Origin of the sequence: Streptomyces sp. CA-294286 (assembly GCF_050947155.1) — a bacterium.
Classification (GTDB): Bacteria; Actinomycetota; Actinomycetes; order Streptomycetales; family Streptomycetaceae; genus Streptomyces.
Genome location: NZ_CP192004.1, coordinates 169,719 through 190,674, shown reverse-complemented (window position 1 = coordinate 190,674; position 20,956 = coordinate 169,719). Strand labels below are relative to the sequence as shown.

Sequence of the window (20,956 nt, the reverse complement as noted above, 5' to 3'; positions counted from 1 at the left end):
TGTTCCGCCGGCTTCGAGGGTCCGGCAGCGGTCCTTCTCTGAGAAGTACCGCTTGTGCGAGGGGGCAGCGGTGTCGTTGTGCCGCCGCCCCCTCCTGGGTCAGTTGGTGCGGGTGGGTTTGGGGAGCAGGAGCATGAGTGCCCACATCACCAGGAGGGTGGCGATGACGTACCAGAGGCTGTTGGTGAAGGCGGTGTTCATGGCCGGGCCTTGGGTGCCTGCGGGGGTGTGGGTGAAGAGGAGGAGGGTGGTCAGGGCGGTGCCGAGGGCGATGCCGAGTTGGGTGGAGGTGTTGAAGAGGCCGGAGGCGGATCCGGCGTGCTGGTCGGGGACTTTGCCGAGGGTGAGGTCGGCGAGGGGGGCTCCGATCATGCCGAGTCCGAGGCCGACGGCGAGCATGGGGAGGGCGGCCAGCAGGGTTCCCATGCCGGTGCCGTGGGTGGTGATGAGGTGGTGGTAGCCGGTCAGGGAGGCGGCGGCGAGGAGTGCTCCGGCCTGCGGGACGGCCCGCCCGTAGCGGCGTACGAGGCTCATGGCAAGCCAGGCGCCGCTCATCTCGCCGAGGGAGGCGGCGACGAAACCGAGGGCGGCTTCGCCCGGGGTGAGGCCGAGGCCGTCCTGCAGGAACAGGGCCCAGGACAGGAAGAAGACACCGGAGAGCAGTCCGAAGGCCAGCTGAACGGCGAGTCCGGCACTGAACGTGCGGCCGGTGAACAGGGACAGCACCACCAGGGGTGAGCCGTTCTTGCGGGTCCTGGACCGCTGCTGGGCGAGGAAGGCCGCCAGGACGAGCAGTCCGGCGGCCATCGTGGTGAAGGACCAGGCGGGCCAGCCGTGTTCTCCCCCCAGGGTCAGCGGCAGCGTGATCAGCAGCATTCCGAGTGCGGAGAGGAACATGCCGAGGGGGTCCAGGCGGCGGGTGGTGCGGTCCAGGGACTCGGGGATGTGGCGCAGGCCGAGGACGACGGCGGCGATTCCGATGGGCAGGTTGATCAGGAAGACGGGCCGCCAGCCGAGGCCGAACAGGTTCGCCTGGGTCAGGACGCCGCCCAGGACCGGGCCCAGGACGGTGCCCAGGGACATGACGGTGCCGTACAGGCCGAACGCCTTGGTGCGCGAGCCTTCGTCGAAGGTGACGTGGAGGGTGGCCAGGACCTGCGGGACCATCGCCGCGGCGGCTGCACCCTGGAGGACGCGGGCGGCGATCAGCAGCTCGGGTCCGGTGGCAATCCCGCAGAACAAGGAGGCCAGCGTGAAGACGGCGGTGCCGGTGAGGAAGATGCGTTTGCGGCCGTAGAGGTCGCCGAGGCGTCCGCCGGTGATCAGGCCGAGGGCGAAGGTCAGGGCGTAGGCAGCGTGGATCCACTGCAGGGCCGCGGTGCTGGCGCCGGTGTCGGCGGCGATGGTGGGCAGCGCGGTGTAGACGACGGACCCGTCGAGCGCGTTCATGAGCTCGGCGCTCAGCACGACGGCCAGGGTCACGATGCGGGCCTTGGCGGTGCGGCGGGCAGAGGATGCTGCCGGGGATGCGGCAGCGGTGTCGTGGGACACGGGGTGGGGGTCCTGTTCCTGTGGTGTGCGGGTACGGGCAGGCCGGGGCCCGCGTACGCCGCAGTGCGCACAGGAAAGGGAGGGTGACGGGCCCAGGCCGAAGGGGTCGCCGTCGCCGCCCGGCGGTCGCTGAACCATCCCCGCAAGAAGAGGGGTGCAGTCAGGGCCGGAGCGGACGGCTACTGGGCCTGGGAGATACGTCGTCACCTACAAAGAGATCGTGAGGCCCGAGACCGGGCAGCTGGAGCCTGCGTGAGGCTAGGCGCCGGATGCCGGGGCGGTCAAAGGGGTTTGCCGCCGCCCGTGCCGCCGCCCTGGGAGGGGGGCCGCGGCGACGTGCGGGGTCAGCTGGTCAGTGGTCCTGGGGGGAGCTGAGGCACAGGGGCTGGCCGGAGGGGTCGAGCAGGACGGTCCACTGGTCTTCGCCGGGCTGGAAGTCGGGCTTGGTGGCACCTGCCTGGAGAAGCTGCTCGACGGCCTTATCGGTGTTCTCGACGCGGAAGTCGAGGTGGAAGTCGAGGGTGTCGGCGGGCCAGTTGGGTGCCGTGAAGCCGTCCTGGTGGGCGAAGACGAGCATCTGGTCGCCGGTGCCGACGATGGCGTGGGTGTCTTCCTCGGCCATGATCGGCCACCCGGTGAGCTGGTGGTAGAAGGCGGCCATCGCCTTGGGGTCGTCGCAGTTCCATGCGGTGCTGATGATCGAGGCGTTGAGCGGGGTCATGTGTATTCCTTACGTGCTGGGGTGGGACGGGCGGTCCGGGGGTTACGGCTTCTGGGTGAGGCCGATGCAGTTGCCGTCGGGGTCGGCGAAGTAGGCGTAGTGGCCGATCTCGGGGGTGATCTCGGTCTTGGTGAGGACGGTCTTGCCGCCGAGGGAGTTGACCTTGGCGAGGGTGGCGTCGATGTCGTCGACGGTGAAGACGGTGGTGGGGCTGCCGATGGTGTTGACGCCGTCTGCGGGGCCGCCCTTGTCCGCGCCGTCCCTGATGAGGCCGATGTCGGGGCCGTCGGCGGAGCTGAAGAGGGGGTAGTCGGGCATCTCCATCTTCAGTTCCAGGTCGAAGACGCCGGTGTAGAAAGTGCGGGCGCTCTGCGGGTCTTTCACGGTGAAGTCGATGAGTGAGATGTGGTTTGGCATGAGGGCCTCCTGGTGTGGTTGCTGTGGTCCGGGCGGACCACTAGGCGGTGGCTGTGCGCCCGGGGCGGGTGTGCGGGCGGGTCAGGCGGCGGGGGCGCTGAGTGCCATCGCGTAGCCGTTGGGGTCGCGGAAGTAGAGCATCCGGAAACCGCCGTCGCTGGCTTCCTTGAGGACCTCGACCTTGTCGCGGATCCGGGCGACCGCGGCGTCGAAGTCGGGGGCGTTGAGGTAGAAGAACCCGGAGGCGCCCAGCTCGGCGGCGGTCTGCGGGATGAACTCCCGGACGCTGTCGGCGGGCTGGATCATGAAGGCCATCGCGTCGCCGTTGAAGATCAGGTGGATCGGGTGGTCCTGCGCGACGCTTTCGCGGCCGACGGTGAAGCCCAGGGACTCGTAGAAGTCCAGGGTCTCGGGGACGTCGCGGACGGCGAGACAGGCGGTGAAGTTGGCGGTCTGCACGGGTTCTCCTGGTGCTGGTCGGCCCCCCGACTCAAACGATACATTTGTACTGTACTGATTCGAACGGGTGGGAGCAACCGGACAAAGCCATCGTCGGTCACGGCGCCCCGCCCTGCATCTCCACCGCAGGGATTCGGCTCACAACGCCGTTGATCACCAGAAATAGCCTGTTCATAGAGCTCTTCTGTCGGCAGCCGCATTGGGTACCGGTGCTTCAGTGCCAACCCGGCCGTTCCCGTACGCCCGTACTAAACTGCGGGTGGCATGCTCTTCCCGGACTTGGAGAACCTCATGGACACCACCCCGCCGCAGCCCGCGCCCGCATCGGGAGGTCCCCGCTGATGGCCGACAACGACGTCCCGCGCCGTCGCCGGGACCCCCAGCGGCGGATCGAGGAGATCGTCACCGCCACCGAGCGGGTCATCGCCACCAAGGGCATCGAGGGGCTCACCCACCGGGCGGTCGCCGAGGAAGCGGGCGTGCCCCTGGGGGCGACGACGTACCACTTCGCGACCCGCGAGGACCTCATCAAGGCTGCCCTGCAGCGCGCCGTCGACCGCTTCGGCGCCTACCTCGACACCTGGACCGCTCAGCGCCCCAACCTGGTCCCCGAGCAGTACGCCGTCCTCCTCGCCGACGCCCTGATGGGCAGCTTCACCGCCGAGGGCCGTGGGCAGAGCGTGATGGAGTTCGAGCTCTACCTCGCCGCCCTGCGCCGCCCCGAACTGCGCGCCGTCGCCGACCAGTACACCGAGCTCAACATCCGCGCCTGCTCGAAGTACACCGACCCGGTCACCGCCGCCGCCGTCGCCGCCGCGACCAACGGCATTACCCTGCGCGGCCTGGCCAACAGCCGGCCGCCCACCCGCGACGACGTCGAAGCGATCCTGCGCCGCATCCTCACCCCCAACCCCGCCCTCGGCCCGGCCGCACCGGCGGAATCGGGCGCGGACGTGTGAGCGGGCCCCGCCGTCACGTCAGCGTGGAGGAGCGTCGTGCCCGTCTGGGCATCCGCCACCTCCTGGCGCCCTCCCACCAGGCCGCAGTGATGCCGGATGTCGCGCAGGCGCTGATCGGCCTGCACGCCACCGACCCTTCCACCGTGTTCCTGGCTGCCGCCGCCCGTACCAGCGCACCGGACATCGCGGCCATGGAGCAGGCGCTTTACGAGGAGCGGAGCTTGGAGCGGATGCTGTGCATGCGCCGCACCATGTTCGTCGTCCCCACCGATCTCGCTCCCGTCATCGAGGCGTCCACAGGGCGGGCGATCGCCGCTAAGGAACGGGCGGCCTGCGCGGCCTACTTGCGCGACGGGGCCGGCTGGAGCGCCCAGCGGTATGCCGCGGTCGAAGCCGACGTCCTGGCGGCGCTCGCCGCCCGAGGGGAGGCGAGTGCCGCCGAGCTCGCGGCGGATGTTCCGGCGTTGCGTGAGCAGGTGACCGTCGCACCGGGCAAGCCGTACGAGGCCCGCCAGGCGGTCTCCTCGCGCATCCTGCGGGTCCTGGCCGCCGAGGGCCGCATCCGCCGCGGCCGCCCCACCGGCCGCTTCAACTCCAACCAGTTCCGCTGGAGCATCTCCCCGCTTGCGGATGCCGCCCGGGCGTGGGAAACCGGAGCGGCGAAAGCGGAGCTGGCCCGCCGCTACCTGGCCGCCTTCGGTCCGGTCACCACCGAAGACCTCAAGTGGTGGACCGGCTGGACCCTCACCGACACCCGCAAGGCCCTCACCGCAACCGGCGCCCTCACCGTCGGCCTCGACGAGGGCACCGGATTCCTGCTGCCCGAGGACCTGGAGCCGGTTACCGCTCCGGAGCCGTGGGTGGCGCTGCTGCCCGGTCTGGACCCCACTGCCATGGGCTGGCGACAGCGCGACTTCCACCTCGACTCCGCCCACATTGGCGAGCTCTACGACCGCAACGGCAACATCGGCCCCACCGTCTGGGCCGACGGACACATCATCGGCGCCTGGACCCAACACCGCAGCGGCTCCATCAGAACCCATCTTCTCGCCGACCCGGGAGCCGCCGCCCGCCACGCTGTAGACGTCCGGGCACAGGTACTGGGCACATGGCTCGGTGACCTGCGCATCACCCCGCACTACCGCACCCCGCTGGAACGACGCCTCGCACAGGAGAACTGACCGGCGGCCGCGGCCCGGCCAGCAGCCCTTCCTCGCCTTGGAGGTGCGCCTGGTGGGCCTGCTCCCGGCAGTCGTGGCCGTCGGCGCGGTCTCACCCGGGAATTCCTTTACGCCAACTACGTATCCCCCGAGATTTCCAGGCCGGAATGACCATCCTTTCGAGTGATCGAAAGCGGGTGCGTCTGTTCGTACTCCAGTGCTGTGTAACTGTCCTGCGATCAAGGTCAGTTACACGGGCGCAGGGAGCGGATGGTGGACGTAGAGGTGTGCATTCGGCTCACCGAGGACGAGGTGCGCGAGGGCCTCGCCTGGGAGTCGGTGCCGTTGAAGATGCTGTACGCGGCCGAGCCGTGGCGGACGTTCCGCTGGTATACGGGGCAGAAGCACTACTCGGGTACGTACTGGTCGAGTACGCAGTCGGATCACGTGATCTACGAGTCGCGGCTGGAGCTGGCGCGGCTGCTCTATGCCGACTTCGACCCGGACGTGACGGCGATCGTGGCGCAGCCCTTCTTGCTGAGAGCCGAGGTGGGCGGCAGGTTGCGTCGGCACATCCCGGACTATCTGCTGGCGACCGCCGGGGGCCCGCTGGTGGTGGATGTCAAGCCGCGGCACCGGGCGGCTCGGCCGGAGCATGCGTTCACCTTTGCCTGGACCCGTGAGGCGGTGGAGGCGAAGGGCTGGCGCTACGAGGTGTGGAGCGAGCCGCCGGACGCGGAGCTGGCCAACGTCCGGTTCCTTGCGGGCTATCGCCGCGACTGGCTGTTCGAGCCGGACCTGCCCGAGGGGATACCCGATCCGGTGCTGGACGACGAGCCACCGCCGGATCGTCCGGCCGATCCGGCCATCCGCGACGAAGTACGCGACCGGGTCGTGGACGGGGACACGCTGGGCGAGGCGTTCGCGTGCCTGCCTGGTCGTCCGGCTCCGCTGGTGCGGGCCGCGGTCTTGCATCTGCTCTGGAAGCAGCAGTGGCTGACCGATCTGAGCGTTCCGCTCAGTGCCAGCAGCGTGCTTCGGGCGGCGTCGTGAGCCGGGCCGGGGTGCGCGTCGGAGTGGGGAGTCGCTTCTCCTACGACGGCGAGGTCGTTCAGGTGGTGGAGCTCGCTGCCACGCAGGCGGGTGGCGAGGTGGTGGTCAGGGACAGCCGGGGACGGCTGCTGCGGCTGGCTGTGAAGGAACTGCTGCTGTCGGAGCGCGCCCGCGTCATTGCGGACGGGCCGGGACCGTCTTCCGACGACCCGCAGGACACGGCAGCCGTGGTGCTGGCCCAGTTGGACGATGCCGAGCGGGAGAAGGTGCTGGAGCGGGCCGCGCATGTGAGGGAGGTACTCACCGGTTTCCGCAGCGGCAGCGGGGAACTGCCGGCGGCGGGGGAGCCCCGTGCTGCCTATGCGGTGGGCGAGGCGTTGGAGAGCCGGTACGCGGCGAAGGCGGCGGAGCTGGGGGTAGCGGCCCGTTCGGTCAAGCGGTGGGTGGCGGCCTTCCGGCGGGACGGTGAGGCGGGGCTGGCGCCTGTTCGTAGCGGGCCGCGTTCCGGGCACCGGAGTGCTGAGGTGTGGGCGGAGGTGGCGCTGGAGGTGATGGTTGAGCACACGGGCAAGTCCAAGCCGTCGCGCAAGATGGTCATCGAGCGGACCCGGGCCCGGCTGCTGGCCCGTGGATTCGAGGAGGAGGGCCTGCCCAGCCGGGCGACGGCCTACCGCCTCCTGGAGGATCTTGAGCGGCGTCATCCGACGTTTCGGCTGAGCACGAAGCGCAACCGGGACATCGCCGCCCGGCCCGGCGGGGTCTACGGGAAGCTGCGGCCGACCCGGCCGGGGGAGTACCTGTTGATGGACACCAACCGGCTGGACGTGTTCGCGCTGGACCCGGTCACGCTGCAGTGGCTGCAGGCGGAGCTGACGGTGGCGATGGACTGGTACACGCGCTGCGTCGTGGGGATACGGATCACTCCGGTGTCGACGAAGGCTGTCGATGCGAGCGTCGCCCTCTACCAGGCGTTTCGGCCCCGGCCCGCGGGGCCCTACTGGCCGGCGCATGCCGTCTGGCCCGAGCACGGCATCCCGCGGTCGGTCCTGGTGGACGTCACGGCGCTGGAGGGGCCGATGCGCTCGGCGGCGTCGCCCGCGCTGGTGCCGGAGACGGTGCTGGTCGATCACGGCAAGGTGTTCGTCTCGGAGCACCTGCCCAGCGTCTGCCGCCGGTTGGGGGTCTCGGTGCAGCCGGCCCGGCTGCGAACGGGCCGGGACAAGGGCCCGCTGGAAAGATCTTTTCGAACCCTGCGCGAGGACCTGCTGCAGGCCCTGCCCTGCTACAAGGGGCCCGATCTGCACTCGCGCGGCGAGCGCCCCGAGGGGGAGGCGTTCTTCTTCCTCCACGAGCTGGAGGCGATCATCCGGGAGTGGGTGGCCTGTGTGTATCACCACCGGCCGCACACCAGTCTGGTCGATCCGGGGGTGCCGGGGCTGCGGATGTCGCCGGCGGCGATGTTCGAGCACGGGCTGCACCGGGCCGGCTACATCGAGGTCCCGCGCGATCGGGATCTGGCGTTTGAGTTCCTGCGGGTGGAACGGCGGACGATCCAGCACTACGGCATCGATCTGGATGCCCGCCGCTACAACGGTGCCGCCCTGGACCCCTACCGTGGTCTGCTCAGCGGCGAGCGGGACGGCAAGTGGCCGATCGCGGTGAACCCGGATGACATTAACGCGGTCTACTTCCGCGATCCCGCGAGCCGCCGGTGGCATGCGCTGGCCTGGGAGCACGCACCGGGGCGGAACATGCCGGTGAGCGAGGAGGCACTGCAGTACGCCCGCCGCCTGGCCGCGGCCCAAGACCGGTTCCCGGACGACCAGGCCGCGGTCCGGGACCTGTTCGAGCGGTGGAACCTCGGCCTGGGCACCACGCTGGTCGAGCGCCGTATGGCGCTGCGGCTTGCCCGGGAACAGGCGGCCCTGGACCTGCCGGAGCCCGAGGAGAACGTCTCCACGCTGCCGAGCGTGAGGCGCCTGATGGACGTGCCGGACGCGGCAGAGCCGCAGGTCGCGCCCGAGGCCGCGCAGGAGGTGGGCGACGACGACCTGGCCGACGACGCCGAGGTGGTGGAGCTGGAAGACGACAGTGACTTCTACGCCGATGCGCTGGAGGATGCGTGAACACCGAAAGCACGTGGGCGCCGGGTGACGCGCACCGCCTGGACGCGCTGACGCTGTCGCGCAAGGAGGGCTGGGCCGCGTTCGCGGAAGCCGAACTGCGCTCGCAGCCCGAACTGCTGGAGCGCCGTGGGTACGTGGCGCTGGGCGAGCGCGCGCGGGCCGAGTACGACCGGGCACGGCGGATCTGGCACGCGAACCTCGGCCCGTTGCGGACGCCTCAACTGGACGAGCTGCACGAGGACTTGTGGGACATCGTCGACAGCAACCAGCAGGACGGCGACAAGGCCAAGGGTGCCGTGGCGGTGGACGCCTTCCCCGGGCTGGGCAAGACGACCGCGGTGCTGGCCTTCGCCCGGGACTTCCACCGCCGGGAGATCGCCGAGGGCGGCGCGTTCACCGCCGGCGGGCACGAACGGCTCCCGGTCTGCCGGGTGGGCCTGACGGGCAACACCGGGATGAAGGACTTCAACCGGGCGATGCTGGAATTCTTCGCTCACCCCGGTCGCACGACGGGCACCACGGCCCAGTTCGCCCAGCGTGCCCTGGACTGCGTGCTCTCCTGCGATGTGAAACTTCTGGTAGTCGATGACCTGCACTTTCTCCGGTGGAGGGCGACCGGCGGCGTCGAGGTGAGCAACCACTTCAAGTACATCGCGAACGAGTTCCCGGTCACCTTGCTGTTCGTCGGCGTCGGCCTGGCCAGCCGCGGGCTGTTCGCGGAGGGCGAGTCCTACGACAACGCGGTCCTGGCCCAGACGGGCCGGCGCACGACCCGCCTGGACATGCGTTCCTTCGAGCTCAAGAGTGACCAGGGCCGCAGCGAGTGGCGGCAGTTGCTGCTGGCCCTGGAAAAGCGCCTCGTGCTCAGGGATAAGTACCAGGGGATGCTGGCCGTCGATCTGTTCGACTACCTGTTCATCCGCTCCAGCGGTCACATCGGCTCGCTGATGACCCTGATCAACCGCGGCTGTCAGCGGGCCGTGCGCACCGGCGCGGAGCGACTGGACGAGGACCTTCTGAGCCGCGTCAAGATCGACCAGGCGGCACACCTGGCACAGGACGACGTACGCAATCTCCTCAAGGGACAGAGCCTTCGCCGGGCCCGCCAGAAGGCGGCTCGCCGGTGACGCACGCGAGGACCTTGCCGATCCGTCTCGCCCCGGAGCCGGGCGAGGCACTCGACTCCTGGTGGGAGGCGATCGCCCACCGGCTGGGAACCACCACCGGCGACGTCCTGACCTCGATGGGCCTGCTGCCCCGTGGCCCCTCCCGGCCCGTCGACTCGGGAGCCCTGGGCCGCCTGGTCACCCTCCTGGACGCGGACCAGGCGGCAGGCGTCGCCTGGTCCGCCGGCCCCGCCCAGGAACAGGTCCACGCCATGACCATGGCCCATTACGACGGGCGGGCCCACGTGGTCGACACGCTGCGGCGCCGGGTGGAGACCAGGCGCATCTGGGGACGTGCCCGCGGGTCGCGCTACTGCCCGGCCTGCCTGACGGCGAGTGGCGGCCGATGGCGGCTGAGCTGGAGGCTCGGCTGGTCCTTCGCCTGTCTCGATCACCATCTGCTGCTCGTCGACGGCTGCCCGCGCTGCAGCCGCATACCGCGGCTCCTCCCGGCAACCACCCAGCACCCACTCGCTCCGGGCCGCTGCCACAGCCCTTCGCAGAGCAGTGCCCCGCCGGCTCGCTGCGGGCAGCCGTTCGAGGAAGCGGCCACACTCATGCTCGCCCCTCAGGGGCCGGTGATCGCGGCCCAGCGGCTCATTGAGAACGCGATCTCCAGCGGGCAGGCCGGCTTCGGCGTCTACCAGGACCATCCCCAGCCCAGTCTTGCGCTGTTGGCAGACGTTCGGGCGCTGGCCGGCATCCTCCTGAGCCGCGTCCCCGACACCGGCCGGCTGGCGGGCTTCGTCCCACCAGAGGTCCTGGCGCTGCACCAGCAGCCCCTGCCCGAGAAGCGCCGGTCCTTCGACCCCGTCGAGCAGATCCGTCCGGGACGCCTCGCCCCGCGGCGGGCCGCGACCACTGCCCTTGCCACCAGCGCGGCCCTGCACATCCTCCAGCAGAGGGATGTGCACGCGGCCGGAGCCGCCCTTCGCCATCTGATCCACGACACCGACGGCTCCATTCCTCTCAAGGTCGGGCTCCAGTGGGCCCGCACCAGCCCGGTCTTCGAAGCGATCCATCTCGCCACGCTCGCCCCGCGGTTGGGAGGTCCTGACCAGCTCCGTTACCGCACTGCGGGCCCACTGCCCCGCAGGCCCGGCCGCTCGGCGGCAACGCGGGTCGCCGAGCGGGCCCGCAACACGCCGACACAGCTCTGGCCCGCCTGGTCCGCCCGGCTCAGCCCCTTGGACGGAGCCCTCTCCCGCACGATCCGCCCGGCCCTGTCGTGCTACCTGCTGCTGATCGGAGGCCCGAGGGACTTCCAGACGACGGCCCGCCTCCTTCAGGCACCGGTGGAGGACCGGCTGGGAACTCACATGGCGTTCCGGCTTACGCAAAGAGGCCACTTCCACAGCATCAGCCTCGGCCTGCTCGCGCTGGCGGACTACCTTGACAGGGAAGGATCACCGATCGACTACGCACGCCGCCGCGCCCTCGACTACAGCAACCTGCTGCCGCCGGACACCTGGACGCAGCTCTGCCGGGACATTGACTTCGAGGCCGGCAAAGGACGGCGCCACCAGTTCGCCCGAGCGCTGCTGTTCGAACGCCTCAGCGGACTCCCCGCAACCCTCGCCCCGGACGCCTACGCGGCCGGCACCACGGAACTGCGGACCATGCTGCGGACCTTCGAAACAGATGTCACTCCGGCGCTGTTGAGCCAACTCGAAGACCACGCAGCCGAGTTCCTCACCCGGCAAGGAATCTTCGGCGAACCTCTCTCCTGGCAGCCCCCGACAGACATCATCGGCGACCTCACGTTGCCCGGCTGCGACCTGCGCGACGTCAACCTCGCCACGCTGCACCGGCTCATCAGGGAAGAAGGCCTGACCACAGCACAGGCCGCCCGCCGCCTCAGCGTCAGCCACGACGCGGTCCGCTTCGTCCTGCAGGAGCAGCCAGCCCCTCCCGCCCAGGTCAAGAGCGCGAAGTGGGAGAGAGGAGCCACCGTTCGACGGGCTCGCGCAGCGCTCCCCAGGGACAAGTTCGCGCGCTTCTATCTCGACGAATACCGGTCGTTGAAGTGGATCGCGGAGCATGCCGACGTGAGCGTGGATGCCATCAAGGTCCTCGTCCGCGACTACGGCATGACCCGCGAGGGCAGAGCGAACCGCTGGCGCCAGATCGATCTCGACTGGCTCCGCGACCAACGCGCCGCCGGCCGCACCTGCCGCGAACTCGGAGCGGAGACCGGCTTCTCCCTCGGAATGATCAGCTACCTCTGCCGGAGGCAGGACCTGCCCGGCCGTCGCCCCGGGTCAAACGAACCATCTCGCGATAAGCTCACCCATGAGACTCCTTCATAACGAGGGCCTATGGTCTACTCTGAACAGGCCACCTCAACGCTTCGCCCCTTGAGGCGGCCTCATAGGGAGGCACGATGATCCAGATCACCCTCGGCAAGAACAAGAACGTCGACCCGAACAGCGATCCCCTCCAGCGCTCACAGATCGGCTGGAGCGACGGACTTTCCGGCCAGCAGCTCCACGACATCGCCCGCGGCGTCTGGGTCATGCCCGGATCACGCGTCGAACGAGAGCGGTTCGCGGTCATCAACGGCGGCGGGACCATCCGCCAGGCCATGGAGATCGAGCGGATCGTCGACGTCCCTGGTGGGCGACGGGCCTTCGAAGGCCGCATCCTCGGCCCCGGACACCCCGTCCACGACCACTACGTCGGCAAGCCGGCCCCGAACGGCACCCAGCAGAACCCCATCACCTACTTCGACTCCCCCCTGGGCAACCGCGAGTGCAACTGCGGATGCGGCAAACCCATCGGCCGAGGCGACTTCCTCCCCGGCCACGACCAGCGCGCCATCCACGAGAGAATCGCTCGCATCGGAACCGTGAAGGACTTCATCGCCTGGTTCGACCAGACCTGGACGCCCGACGAGGCCCAACAGGACGAAGCCGCTTGAGGAAATGCCACCGAACTGAGACAGAAACCGCGGGACATCCGATGAGACAGCAGCACAAGCAGCAGGTCATTGCGGTCCCGAATGACACCGGCGGCGCGAATCTACACAAGAACGACCCGCTGGCCGGAGAAGGGGAGTAACCCGTGGTCGACTCGCTCGGGGACAGTCTGGACCGCGCGCTGGAGGGGGCGTTCACCCGCCGCATCCCGCAGAGCGCCCAGGCGCAGGTGAAGTACCTGGTCAAGCAGCTCAAGGGCACCAGGGCCGCCGCCCAGGTCCTCGGGGTCTCCCAGCGCACCGTGGAGCGGTACGTCAAGGGACAGCTCAAGCGGCCCCGACAGGATCTCAGGGCCCGCCTGGAGAGTGAGGTCAGAAAGCGGTGGCAGCCGCAGGTGCGGGCGAGGGCGCGGAAGAAGGCCGCGTCCACGGACGGCCTGGTCGTCTCCACGCGCGCCCGCTTCGGATTCGAGGCCGCCGCAGGGACGACGGACGACGCCCGCGTCCGGGACATCACCCAGGCCCTGCCGCCCCAGTGGGCCGACCGCCTGTTCACCGCCCGGGAACAGGGCGCCGACGAACAGCAGCTCCACCAGATCGCGGCCGACGGCCTCGCCCAGATGTACTTCCGCGCCAACGACAGCCGCGCGCACGGGCTGGGTGTGGAGTTCACCGACGTGGAACGACTCGACATCGAGCTGTAGCGGCCCGGACCCCGCGGCGTAACTGCCGTCGTTGTGACTGAGCACTTCAGTTGGCGAGTTGAGCGGTGGGGGCGGCGAGCGAGCTGGTCGTGCGCCGATAGGCAAGTTTTCGCTGCCCGGATTGACCGGGACGCCGCAAGCGGTATCGCCCGGGGACAACCTCCCGGGCGGTCGCGCATGAACCCATGAGGTGTACGTGTCGAGCGGACGATTGCGACGTGGTCGCCACTTTGGTCTCCTGCGGCCGGCGCAACCTGCCGCAGGAGACCTCCGTCTACCGGGCGGAAGCGGTCATTCGCCGAGGCCCTGGCCGAACCCGCCGTCCACGGGCAGTTCAACGCCGGTGCTGAAGGTGGCCTCGGCGGCGAGGTACAGCGCGGCGGCGGCGACCTCTTCCACGGTGCCTCCTCGGCCCATCGGCGTGGAGGCGTTGCCCTGTTCGATGAACTCGGCGCGTTGCTCGTCGGTCAGCCCGGCCACGCCCATGGTGGGGGTCAGGATGAAGCCGGGTGCGATCGCATTGACGCGGATCTTGCGGGGGAGCAGTTCGGCGGCGAGCACCTTGGTGAAGGCGGCGACGGCCTCCTTCGCCCCGGAGTAGGCGCTGAGACCCGGGAAGATGCGGTCGTTGGAGACGGTGGTGAACACGATCGAACCACCCTCGGACATCAGCGGCGCCAGTCGCTGGACGGTGAAGAAGGCGCTCTTGGCGTTCACGTCGAAGACGCGGTCCCACGATTCTTCTGTGACTTCTTCGAGTGTCTGGAACTCGGCGATACCCTGGTTGATGAACAAGTAGTCGATGCCGCCGAGGCGGTCGGCGACCTGATCGCGCAGGGCGGCGAGGGCGTTGATGTCAGTGGCGTCGGAGCGCACCGGGTGGGCCAGCGGGGTGTCGAGCGCCGCTTGGGCCTCGCCGAGTCGCTGGTCGCTGCGTCCGGTGTACATCACTTCTGCACCGCGGTCGGTCAGGGCTTGGACGATGGCCCGGCCCATGCCGATGGTGCCGCCGGTGACGACAGCCCTCTTGCCTCGCAGAGGCTTCGGATCGATGGCTGAACGTGCCTGGGTGCTGTGTTTCGTTGGCATGGCAGCTAAGCTAAACCTTGACGCCAATGTCAGAGTCAAATCCCTGTGCCAGGAGTCACATGTTCATCGGCGAGCTGTCGAAGCGAAGCGGCGTCAGCACCAGGAGCCTGCGGTACTACGAGCAGCAAGGGCTCCTGCGACCGCAGCGGCGGGCCAGCGGCTACCGCGAGTACGACGAGTCAGATGTGGCTGCCGTGCGCCGGGTCCGCATCCTGCTCACGGCCGGACTCCATACCAACCTGATCCGGGAGGTGCTGCCCTGCATGACCGAAGAGGGAGCCATCCTGGCACCGACCTGCGAGGAAATGGCCCAGGACCTCAAGAGCGAACGCGAGCGCCTGAGCAGCTCCATCGAGCAGCTCCAGGACGCCCACGCCATGCTCAGCTCGATCATCCACGCAGGCGAAGCGATCACCGCCGGGAGCGACCGTAACGGCCCTCCCACCAGCAGCTGAAGCCGCAGTTCGACGCCTACTCCACCCAGCTCACCCCAACCGTCGACGCCGCTCGCTCAAGTCGTTGCCTCAGGCGCTCACCCGCCAACTGAAGTTCTCAGTCGCAGTCGTGCCGACTGCGAGAGCCCCTCGGCCCGTGAGCGTGCGGGGCGTCCGCGTGCGGCCGAGCCCTCCGCGGGGCGCGGGGCCTCGGGTGTCCGGTACGCAGGCCGGTGCTACGGCAGTCGGCCGAGAACCGGCTCCGGCTACGCGCCGGCCCTCGCCGTGCCCGGCCGGTCGATTCGGTAGAGATAGTGGGCACGGTCGTCGACGGGGTTGTCCGGCTCCAGCTCGCCCTCGGCGACCCGGCGCAGGCCGGCCTTCTCCAGCGCCCGCCAGGAGGCCCGGTTGGCCGCCGACACCGGGACCAGCACGCAGGGCGCGTCGAGGTGGTCGTTCCAGGTCGCCCGCACGACCGCTCGGATCATCTGTGTGCCGAGCCCCCGGCCGACCTGTTGCGGCTCACCGATCAGGTAGTCGATGCTCATTGCTCCGGGGGGCACGTCGATCAGGGGGGCCAGCTCGGCCAGATATTCGGGGTAGTCGGACAGCCGACAGCGCTGAACCAAGCCGATGGGGACGTCGTCGAGGTGGACGAGAAGGTCTTCCGACGGTTCCTCGCCCCTGGTGGCGGGGCCGAAGTCCCGTGACACCGCCGCGAGCGAGGTCTCGTGGTTCCACCAACGGGCCACGTGCGGCTGCTGCAACCACGTCCTCAGCAACGGGAAGTCGTGCTCGGCGAGCCGACGCCAGGTCATCATCGGAATGCCTCCACAGCGGGACACGGAGCAGGAGCCGAAAGCTTCACAGCCGGCAGCCCGGACGGCAAGGCGCGAGCTCTGCCGTGCCGCAGGGGATGCGCCGTTGCGCCTTCGCGCGGTCAGGTGCTTGGGAGCGTGGGTGTGGGGTCTGCGGTGTGCTCGGGGGTGGTGGCTTCCGTGCGGTTAGGTGCCCGGGGCGTAGGTGCCGGGGCCGCCATGTGCCCGAGGCGTAGGTGCCGAGGCTGCCATGTGCTCGGGAGCGGGTACGGAGGCTGGGCGAACTCCGGTGGTGTCCGGGAGCCGTCGGCGGACGGCGGCTGCGCGGAGCGAACGTCCTGCGGTCGCGGCCTGCTCTCCCGGGCTGCGCGCGGGGACTGCGGGCGAGGCCGCGCGCGCCCGGCCGTAAGACCGGACACGCGCAGCTCTGTCCGAGGTCAGCTGATCAATCCCTCCGGCCCGGCGGCGGGCACCGAGATCCGACAGGTGACGAGCCCGGCCACGACGAGTCCGGCGACGGCCAGGAAACTGCTGGCGAGGAAGGGATCGGCGCCGCTCAAGGGCGGGGCGAACCCGACGCCGACGTACAGCGTGATTCCCGTGGCGCCGCCCAGTTGGTCGGCGGCCCGCTGGACGCCGGAAGCGACGCCGGCGTCCTCGTCGGTCACACCGCTGACCGCGACGTACTGCAACCCGACGATCCCGAGCCCCATCCCGGCGGCGATGAACACCATGGCCGGAATCATCGCCGGACCGGCCGCCCCGACGTGTGAGACCAGTGCGATGGCGGCCATCGCCAGAGCAGTGCAGCAGATCCCGGCCAGGACACAGACCCGTGCACCCCACCGTCCCAGCACCCGCGGGACCAGCACCGAGGCCGCGATCAGGGACACCGCCAGGGGCAGCATCGTCAGGCCCGCCTGGAGCGGGCCGGCACCCAGCCGGTCCTGGAGGTAGTACGTGAACAGTACGAACGAGGCGGACAGTGCCGCGCTGACCAGGGCGGTGGCGAGGTTGGCCAGGATCCGGGGCCGGTTGCGGAAGAAGCTGAGCGGCACGAGCGGATCGCGTGAGCGCCGCTCGACCCTGAGGAACAGGACCCCCGCCGCAGCAGCGCCCGCCAGAGCCACCGGCGGTAGCCAGGCAGGCGTGTCGTTTCCTCCGCCGGCCTCGATGACGCCGAGGGTGAAGAGCAGCGGCGCCGCGATCAGCAGCAACGAACCACGAAGGTCCAACGACCCCGATCCCGTCGGGCGCTCGCCCGGCACGAGAAGGATCGCTGCCCCGAGGACGACCAGGATGAACGGTACGGACACGAGGAAGATCCACCGCCAGCCGAGCAGTTCGGTGAGGAACCCGGAGACCACGAACCCGAGGACGAGGCCACAGCTCGCGACGGCCGCCCACACGCTCAACGCCCGTGATCTGCGCGGCCCTTCAGGGAACACGAGCACGATCACCGCCATCGCAGCAGGCAGCGCGATCGCCTCACCGACCCCCTGCAACAGCCGGGCGGTCACCAGCAGGGCGAAGGAGGGCGCGAGCCCGGCCAGCAGCGAAGCGGCACCGAAGACCGTGGTGCCGAGAAGAAGGACGCGGCGCCTGCCGAGCACATCGCTCAGCCGGCCACCGAGCATCAAGAGCCCGCCACCGGCAATGGTGTACCCCACCACCACCCAGGTCAGCGCGTGCCCGCCGACGCCGAAGTGGGCACCGATCGAGGGCAGCGCGACATTGACCACCGTCACGTCGACCGCGACGAAGAACTGCAGCATGGCCATGCAGCACAGCAGAAGCCGTGCACGCATTGGGGAAGTTCCGCCCCGGCACGCAGAGAGAATGCCTGAAATCACCAAGTGCTCCGTTGCTCAGAAGAAGTTCCGAGCAGCACCGACGTGCCGCTTCGGTTCGACCACGAAGCGACGACACGTTCTACGGAAGTGAGAGAGACGCCCCGCCGCTAGCGGAGCGTCCTCGTCACCGCGGCACAGGCCGCGCACGAAGAAGCAGACATGCAGCCGATGCTACCGGAGCGGCCACCAGGGTGATGATCCACCTGCTACCTGCTACCTGCTACCTGCTACCTGCCACCTGCCACCTGCTCCCTGACCCTCGGCCGCCTGCCACCTGACCTTCGGGCATCTGCCTCCTGCCACCTGACCTTCGGCACCCGCCCAGGTACCGCTGCTGCTCAGGCGCGCCTCACGGCCCGGAAGCGTGGTGATAGTGCGGCCCGCCGTCGCGTATCCGCACGACCCGTGCGGATACGAAGCCCGGTCAGCCCTTTCCGTCCAGCACCGCGCGCAGCGTCTTCGCGAACTCCGCAGGCTGCCCCTCCTGGCCGAACTCCCCGCCCAGGAAGCCGCCGTGGTGGCTCGGGAACCACGTCGGTGCGAGGCCCAGGCGCTCCGCCACCCCCACCGCCGCCCGCGCCGTCATCTCCTGCTCGGACTCCCGGCCCGCCGCGATCACCAGGCGCGTCGAGGCCGCTCGAAGCGCCGCGAAGTCCGGCTCGTAGCCCGTGCAATGGCGCAGGTTCTGGCCCAGCAGGGCGTCGTCGCGCGAACCGTCGTCCTCCGTCGGCAGGCCGAAGGCCGCCGGATCGGGTGCGGGTCCGTCCGCCCAGTCCTGCGGGAATTCGCCCTGGTGCGTCGCCGCCGCGATGAACTTCGCCATTCCGGCCCCGAGCCCGTCGCGGAGGTACGTCTCGCGCATGTCTGCGAAGACGCGCAGGGCGGCCTCGCGGTCCGGCAGGGCCGCCGCGATCGGCGGCTCGTGCGCGACGAGGGTGCGGACCAGGGCGGGGCGCCGGGCGACCAGGGCCAGCGCGTTGACCGCACCGCCGCTGCTCGCGAAGACGTCGAGGGACTCGGCGCCGACCGCCTCGATGACCCTGGCCAGGTCCTCGGCGTGCTCCTCGGGAGAGGACTCCGCCGCCCCGTCGGTGCGCGGGCTCCGGTCGACTCCCCGGGGGTCGTACGTGAGCACCGTACGGTCGGCGAAGTGGGAGGCCAGCGTGACGAACCCGGCCGCGCTCATCGGCGAGCCGACCAGGAACAGGGGGGCTTCCCCGCCGCTACCGGGGCGCACGTCGTAGGTGAGGGTGGCCCCGGCGACGGACAGGGTGCGGGTTTCGGGTGAGGTCATGGTCGACTCCTGATCGGGGGCTGGCGAGAGGGGCTCTGCGGTTGTGGAAGGTAGACCCCGGCCAGGGGCGAAAGTAATCGCCGGGAGACATGTCTTCTTCCGCGGGGCCGGCCTTGGCTGCCCCGGCAGTACGCAGAGCGCCTCGGCCGAGCCGAAGGCGCGCGCCATGCATTGGGCCGGTCTTGGCTGCCCCGGTGGTTCGCAGAGCGCCTCGGCCGAGCCGCAGGCCCCCGCCGCGCCGCGCCTTCGACGGGACCCGTCTCGCCTGTCCCGATGGGCAGCAGGGCCCCCGGCCGAGCCGAAGGCCCGCGCCCGGTCCCTCACCAGCCGATGGTGGGATGCATGCCGTTGCAGTCGGGTTTGTGCAGGGGACAGGAGGGGTGCGGTTCGAGGGGCTCCGCCTGCGGCGGTTCCGGCGGGAGCGGCAGCGGCGGCGCATTCTCGAACGCGGCGCATGCGCAGTCCTTGCAGGACCCCGCGTACCGGGGGTCGCCGTGCCGGAAACGTGCGTCGCCACACTGGCATCTGGTCGTCGCCCAGGACATCGTCCCCGCCCCCCGTCGCCGCCGTGGAATCCCCAGGCTAGTACGCCGGAGTCCTTGCGGCGCCTGCCCCGTCGGTCACTGCTGCGGGCGCCGTTCCGGTTGTCGGTACGGTACGAGTCGGCCGTGGCGTCGCGGAATGGCCTTCGGGGTGCGGCGGTTGGACTGCACGCGGCAGGTGGCGCGGTGCGCGACGTGGCCCGTGATGCGGCATGCGTCGCGGCCCGTCGGCCCGGCCTGGTGCGACACACTGGTTGATCAGAGGGGAACTTCCATGCAAGAGCGCTTCGACGTCGTCGTCCTCGGGGCGGGACCCGGTGGTTACGTCGCCGCCGTCCGTGCCGCCCAACTGGGCAAGAAGGTCGCGGTGGTGGAGGAGAAGTACTGGGGCGGCGTGTGTCTGAACGTCGGCTGCATCCCGACCAAGGCGCTCCTGCGCAACGCCGAACTGGCGCACCTCTTCGCCCACGAGGCCAAGACCTTCGGCATCAAGGTCGACGGCACGGTGTCCTTCGACTACGGCGAGGCGTTCCGGCGCAGCCGCCGGGTCGCGGACGGCCGGGTCAAGGGCGTCCACTACCTGATGAAGAAGAACGGCATCACCGAGTTCGACGGCCGGGGCACCTTCCTCGACGCGCACACCCTCCAGGTCGCAGGGCCCGACGGCACCACGCAGCAGATCACCTTCGAGAACTGCGTCATCGCGACGGGCGCCACCCCGAAGCTGCTGCCGGGCACGAAGCGCAGCGACCGCGTCGTGACGTACGAGGAGCAGATCCTCGCCGAGGACGTTCCGCGGTCCGTCGTCATCGCGGGCGCGGGTGCGATCGGCATCGAGTTCGCGTACGTCCTGCACAACTACGGCGTGAAGGTCACCGTCGTCGAGTTCCTGGACCGTGTCGCCCCGCTCGAAGACGCGGACGTTTCGGCCGAACTCGCTCGCCAGTACCGCAAGTTGGGCATCGAGGTGCTCACCTCCACCCGCGTGGAGTCGATCGACGAGTCCGGTGCGCAGGTCAAGGTGACGGTCTCCGGGAAGGACGGTGCGCAGAAGGTGCTGGAGGCCGACAAGGTCCTCCAGGCGATCGGTTTCGCACCGAACGTCACGGGTTACGGGCTGGAGGCGACCGGAGTCGCCGTCACCGAACGCGGGGCCATCGACGTCGACGGGCGCTGCCGCACCTCGGTGCCGCACATCTACGCCATCGGCGACGTCACCGCCAAGCTGATGCTCGCGCACACCGCCGAGGCCATGGGCGTCGTCGCGGCCGAGACGCTCGCGGACGCCGAGACGATGGAACTCGACTATCCGATGATCCCGCGCGCGACCTACTGCCAGCCGCAGATCGCCAGCTTCGGCTGGACCGAGGCCCAGGCAAGGGAGAAGGGTTTCGACGTCAAGGTCGCCAAGTTCCCCTTCACCGCCAACGGCAAGGCGCACGGACTCGGCGACGCGACGGGCTTCGTGAAGCTCATCAGCGACGACACGCACGGCGAGATCATCGGCGCGCACCTGATCGGCCCCGACGTCACCGAGCTGCTGCCCGAGCTGACGCTGGCCCAGCAGTGGGACCTCACCGTCCACGAGGTCGCGCGCAACGTGCACGCGCACCCGACGCTGGGCGAGGCGGTCAAGGAGGCGGTGCACGGGCTCGCCGGGCACATGATCAATTTCTGATCCGGCGCATTGCCT

At 69.9% G+C, this 20,956-nt stretch carries 18 protein-coding genes; 10 read left to right on the top strand and 8 right to left on the bottom strand.

Features of this window, described 5'->3' with window-relative positions:
- Nucleotides 1-99 precede the first annotated feature (99 nt).
- From ACQPZG_RS00860 to ACQPZG_RS00845, 4 genes are all read right to left on the bottom strand, one after another.
- Nucleotides 100-1,551, bottom strand: coding sequence for an MFS transporter (locus tag ACQPZG_RS00860; protein ID WP_433543805.1), 1,452 nt, complete (start codon nt 1,549-1,551; stop codon nt 100-102).
- A 352-nt stretch (nt 1,552-1,903) separates the two neighbouring features.
- Nucleotides 1,904-2,272: a VOC family protein gene (locus ACQPZG_RS00855; RefSeq protein ID WP_433543804.1), complete on the bottom strand. Its 369-nt coding sequence runs from the start codon at nt 2,270-2,272 to the stop codon at nt 1,904-1,906.
- A 42-nt stretch (nt 2,273-2,314) separates the two neighbouring features.
- The gene (locus ACQPZG_RS00850) at nt 2,315-2,689 is read right to left on the bottom strand and encodes a VOC family protein (RefSeq protein ID WP_433543803.1); all 375 of its coding nucleotides are present in this window, start codon (nt 2,687-2,689) and stop codon (nt 2,315-2,317) included.
- An 81-nt stretch (nt 2,690-2,770) separates the two neighbouring features.
- The gene (locus ACQPZG_RS00845) at nt 2,771-3,148 is read right to left on the bottom strand and encodes a VOC family protein (RefSeq protein WP_433543802.1); all 378 of its coding nucleotides are present in this window, start codon (nt 3,146-3,148) and stop codon (nt 2,771-2,773) included.
- A 341-nt stretch (nt 3,149-3,489) separates the two neighbouring features.
- Between ACQPZG_RS00845 and ACQPZG_RS00840 the strand changes: the two genes are divergently transcribed.
- The 8 genes from ACQPZG_RS00840 to tpg all read left to right on the top strand — a co-directional run bounded on the left by ACQPZG_RS00840 (nt 3,490) and on the right by tpg (nt 13,233).
- Nucleotides 3,490-4,107, top strand: coding sequence for a TetR/AcrR family transcriptional regulator (locus tag ACQPZG_RS00840; protein ID WP_433543801.1), 618 nt, complete (start codon nt 3,490-3,492; stop codon nt 4,105-4,107).
- Nucleotides 4,104-5,288, top strand: a complete 1,185-nt coding sequence (locus ACQPZG_RS00835; RefSeq protein WP_433543800.1) for a winged helix DNA-binding domain-containing protein — start codon at nt 4,104-4,106, stop codon at nt 5,286-5,288. The genes ACQPZG_RS00840 and ACQPZG_RS00835 overlap by 4 nt, the downstream gene beginning before the upstream one ends.
- Before the next feature lie 249 nt (nt 5,289-5,537).
- Entirely contained in the window at nt 5,538-6,320 is a 783-nt protein-coding gene (locus ACQPZG_RS00830) for a TnsA-like heteromeric transposase endonuclease subunit (protein WP_433543799.1), read from the top strand.
- Nucleotides 6,317-8,446, top strand: a complete 2,130-nt coding sequence (locus ACQPZG_RS00825; protein ID WP_433543798.1) for a Mu transposase C-terminal domain-containing protein — start codon at nt 6,317-6,319, stop codon at nt 8,444-8,446. Before ACQPZG_RS00830 ends, ACQPZG_RS00825 begins: the two co-directional genes overlap by 4 nt.
- The gene (locus ACQPZG_RS00820; protein ID WP_433543797.1) at nt 8,443-9,573 is read left to right on the top strand and encodes an AAA family ATPase; all 1,131 of its coding nucleotides are present in this window, start codon (nt 8,443-8,445) and stop codon (nt 9,571-9,573) included. The genes ACQPZG_RS00825 and ACQPZG_RS00820 overlap by 4 nt, the downstream gene beginning before the upstream one ends.
- Nucleotides 9,570-11,921 (top strand): TniQ family protein, encoded by a 2,352-nt coding sequence (locus ACQPZG_RS00815; RefSeq protein ID WP_433543796.1) that lies wholly within the window; start codon nt 9,570-9,572, stop codon nt 11,919-11,921. The genes ACQPZG_RS00820 and ACQPZG_RS00815 overlap by 4 nt, the downstream gene beginning before the upstream one ends.
- Nucleotides 11,922-11,995: 74 nt before the next feature.
- On the top strand, nt 11,996-12,532 hold the full coding sequence (locus ACQPZG_RS00810) for a hypothetical protein (RefSeq protein ID WP_433543795.1): 537 nt from the start codon (nt 11,996-11,998) through the stop codon (nt 12,530-12,532).
- A 143-nt stretch (nt 12,533-12,675) separates the two neighbouring features.
- The gene (tpg, locus tag ACQPZG_RS00805) at nt 12,676-13,233 is read left to right on the top strand and encodes a telomere-protecting terminal protein Tpg (protein ID WP_433543794.1); all 558 of its coding nucleotides are present in this window, start codon (nt 12,676-12,678) and stop codon (nt 13,231-13,233) included.
- Between the two features lie 291 nt (nt 13,234-13,524).
- On the opposite strand, the gene ACQPZG_RS00800 is transcribed toward tpg, so the two are convergent.
- The gene (locus ACQPZG_RS00800; RefSeq protein ID WP_433543793.1) at nt 13,525-14,322 is read right to left on the bottom strand and encodes an SDR family NAD(P)-dependent oxidoreductase; all 798 of its coding nucleotides are present in this window, start codon (nt 14,320-14,322) and stop codon (nt 13,525-13,527) included.
- 59 nt (nt 14,323-14,381) lie between these two features.
- Here ACQPZG_RS00800 and ACQPZG_RS00795 point away from each other — a divergent pair, with 59 nt between their 5' ends.
- On the top strand, nt 14,382-14,777 hold the full coding sequence (locus ACQPZG_RS00795) for a MerR family transcriptional regulator (RefSeq protein ID WP_433543792.1): 396 nt from the start codon (nt 14,382-14,384) through the stop codon (nt 14,775-14,777).
- A gap of 245 nt (nt 14,778-15,022) precedes the next feature.
- On the opposite strand, the gene ACQPZG_RS00790 is transcribed toward ACQPZG_RS00795, so the two are convergent.
- The 3 genes from ACQPZG_RS00790 to ACQPZG_RS00780 all read right to left on the bottom strand — a co-directional run bounded on the left by ACQPZG_RS00790 (nt 15,023) and on the right by ACQPZG_RS00780 (nt 18,721).
- Nucleotides 15,023-15,577 carry a GNAT family N-acetyltransferase gene (locus ACQPZG_RS00790; RefSeq protein WP_433543791.1) on the bottom strand — a complete coding sequence of 185 codons (555 nt, stop codon included), beginning with the start codon at nt 15,575-15,577 and terminating at the stop codon, nt 15,023-15,025.
- Between the two features lie 434 nt (nt 15,578-16,011).
- Nucleotides 16,012-17,355 carry an MFS transporter gene (locus ACQPZG_RS00785; protein WP_433543790.1) on the bottom strand — a complete coding sequence of 448 codons (1,344 nt, stop codon included), beginning with the start codon at nt 17,353-17,355 and terminating at the stop codon, nt 16,012-16,014.
- 496 nt (nt 17,356-17,851) lie between these two features.
- Entirely contained in the window at nt 17,852-18,721 is an 870-nt protein-coding gene (locus ACQPZG_RS00780) for an alpha/beta fold hydrolase (RefSeq protein WP_433543789.1), read from the bottom strand.
- An 816-nt stretch (nt 18,722-19,537) separates the two neighbouring features.
- On the opposite strand from ACQPZG_RS00780, the gene lpdA reads away from it, so the two are divergent.
- Nucleotides 19,538-20,941, top strand: coding sequence for a dihydrolipoyl dehydrogenase (gene lpdA / locus ACQPZG_RS00775; RefSeq protein ID WP_433543788.1), 1,404 nt, complete (start codon nt 19,538-19,540; stop codon nt 20,939-20,941).
- Nucleotides 20,942-20,956 lie beyond the last annotated feature (15 nt).

Excerpts from the sequence above, each read along its gene's own strand:
- ACQPZG_RS00795 (WP_433543792.1), top strand. The coding sequence starts at position 14,382 with ATGTTCATCGGCGAGCTGTCGAAGCGAAGCGGCGTCAGCACCAGGAGC.
- ACQPZG_RS00840 (WP_433543801.1), top strand. The coding sequence starts at position 3,490 with ATGGCCGACAACGACGTCCCGCGCCGTCGCCGGGACCCCCAGCGGCGG.
- ACQPZG_RS00790 (WP_433543791.1), bottom strand. The coding sequence starts at position 15,577 with ATGATGACCTGGCGTCGGCTCGCCGAGCACGACTTCCCGTTGCTGAGG.
- ACQPZG_RS00800 (WP_433543793.1), bottom strand. The coding sequence starts at position 14,322 with ATGCCAACGAAACACAGCACCCAGGCACGTTCAGCCATCGATCCGAAG.
- lpdA (WP_433543788.1), top strand. The coding sequence starts at position 19,538 with ATGCAAGAGCGCTTCGACGTCGTCGTCCTCGGGGCGGGACCCGGTGGT.
- ACQPZG_RS00785 (WP_433543790.1), bottom strand. The coding sequence starts at position 17,355 with ATGGCCATGCTGCAGTTCTTCGTCGCGGTCGACGTGACGGTGGTCAAT.
- ACQPZG_RS00850 (WP_433543803.1), bottom strand. The coding sequence starts at position 2,689 with ATGCCAAACCACATCTCACTCATCGACTTCACCGTGAAAGACCCGCAG.
- ACQPZG_RS00830 (WP_433543799.1), top strand. The coding sequence starts at position 5,538 with ATGGTGGACGTAGAGGTGTGCATTCGGCTCACCGAGGACGAGGTGCGC.
- ACQPZG_RS00855 (WP_433543804.1), bottom strand. The coding sequence starts at position 2,272 with ATGACCCCGCTCAACGCCTCGATCATCAGCACCGCATGGAACTGCGAC.
- ACQPZG_RS00780 (WP_433543789.1), bottom strand. The coding sequence starts at position 18,721 with ATGACCTCACCCGAAACCCGCACCCTGTCCGTCGCCGGGGCCACCCTC.
- ACQPZG_RS00810 (WP_433543795.1), top strand. The coding sequence starts at position 11,996 with ATGATCCAGATCACCCTCGGCAAGAACAAGAACGTCGACCCGAACAGC.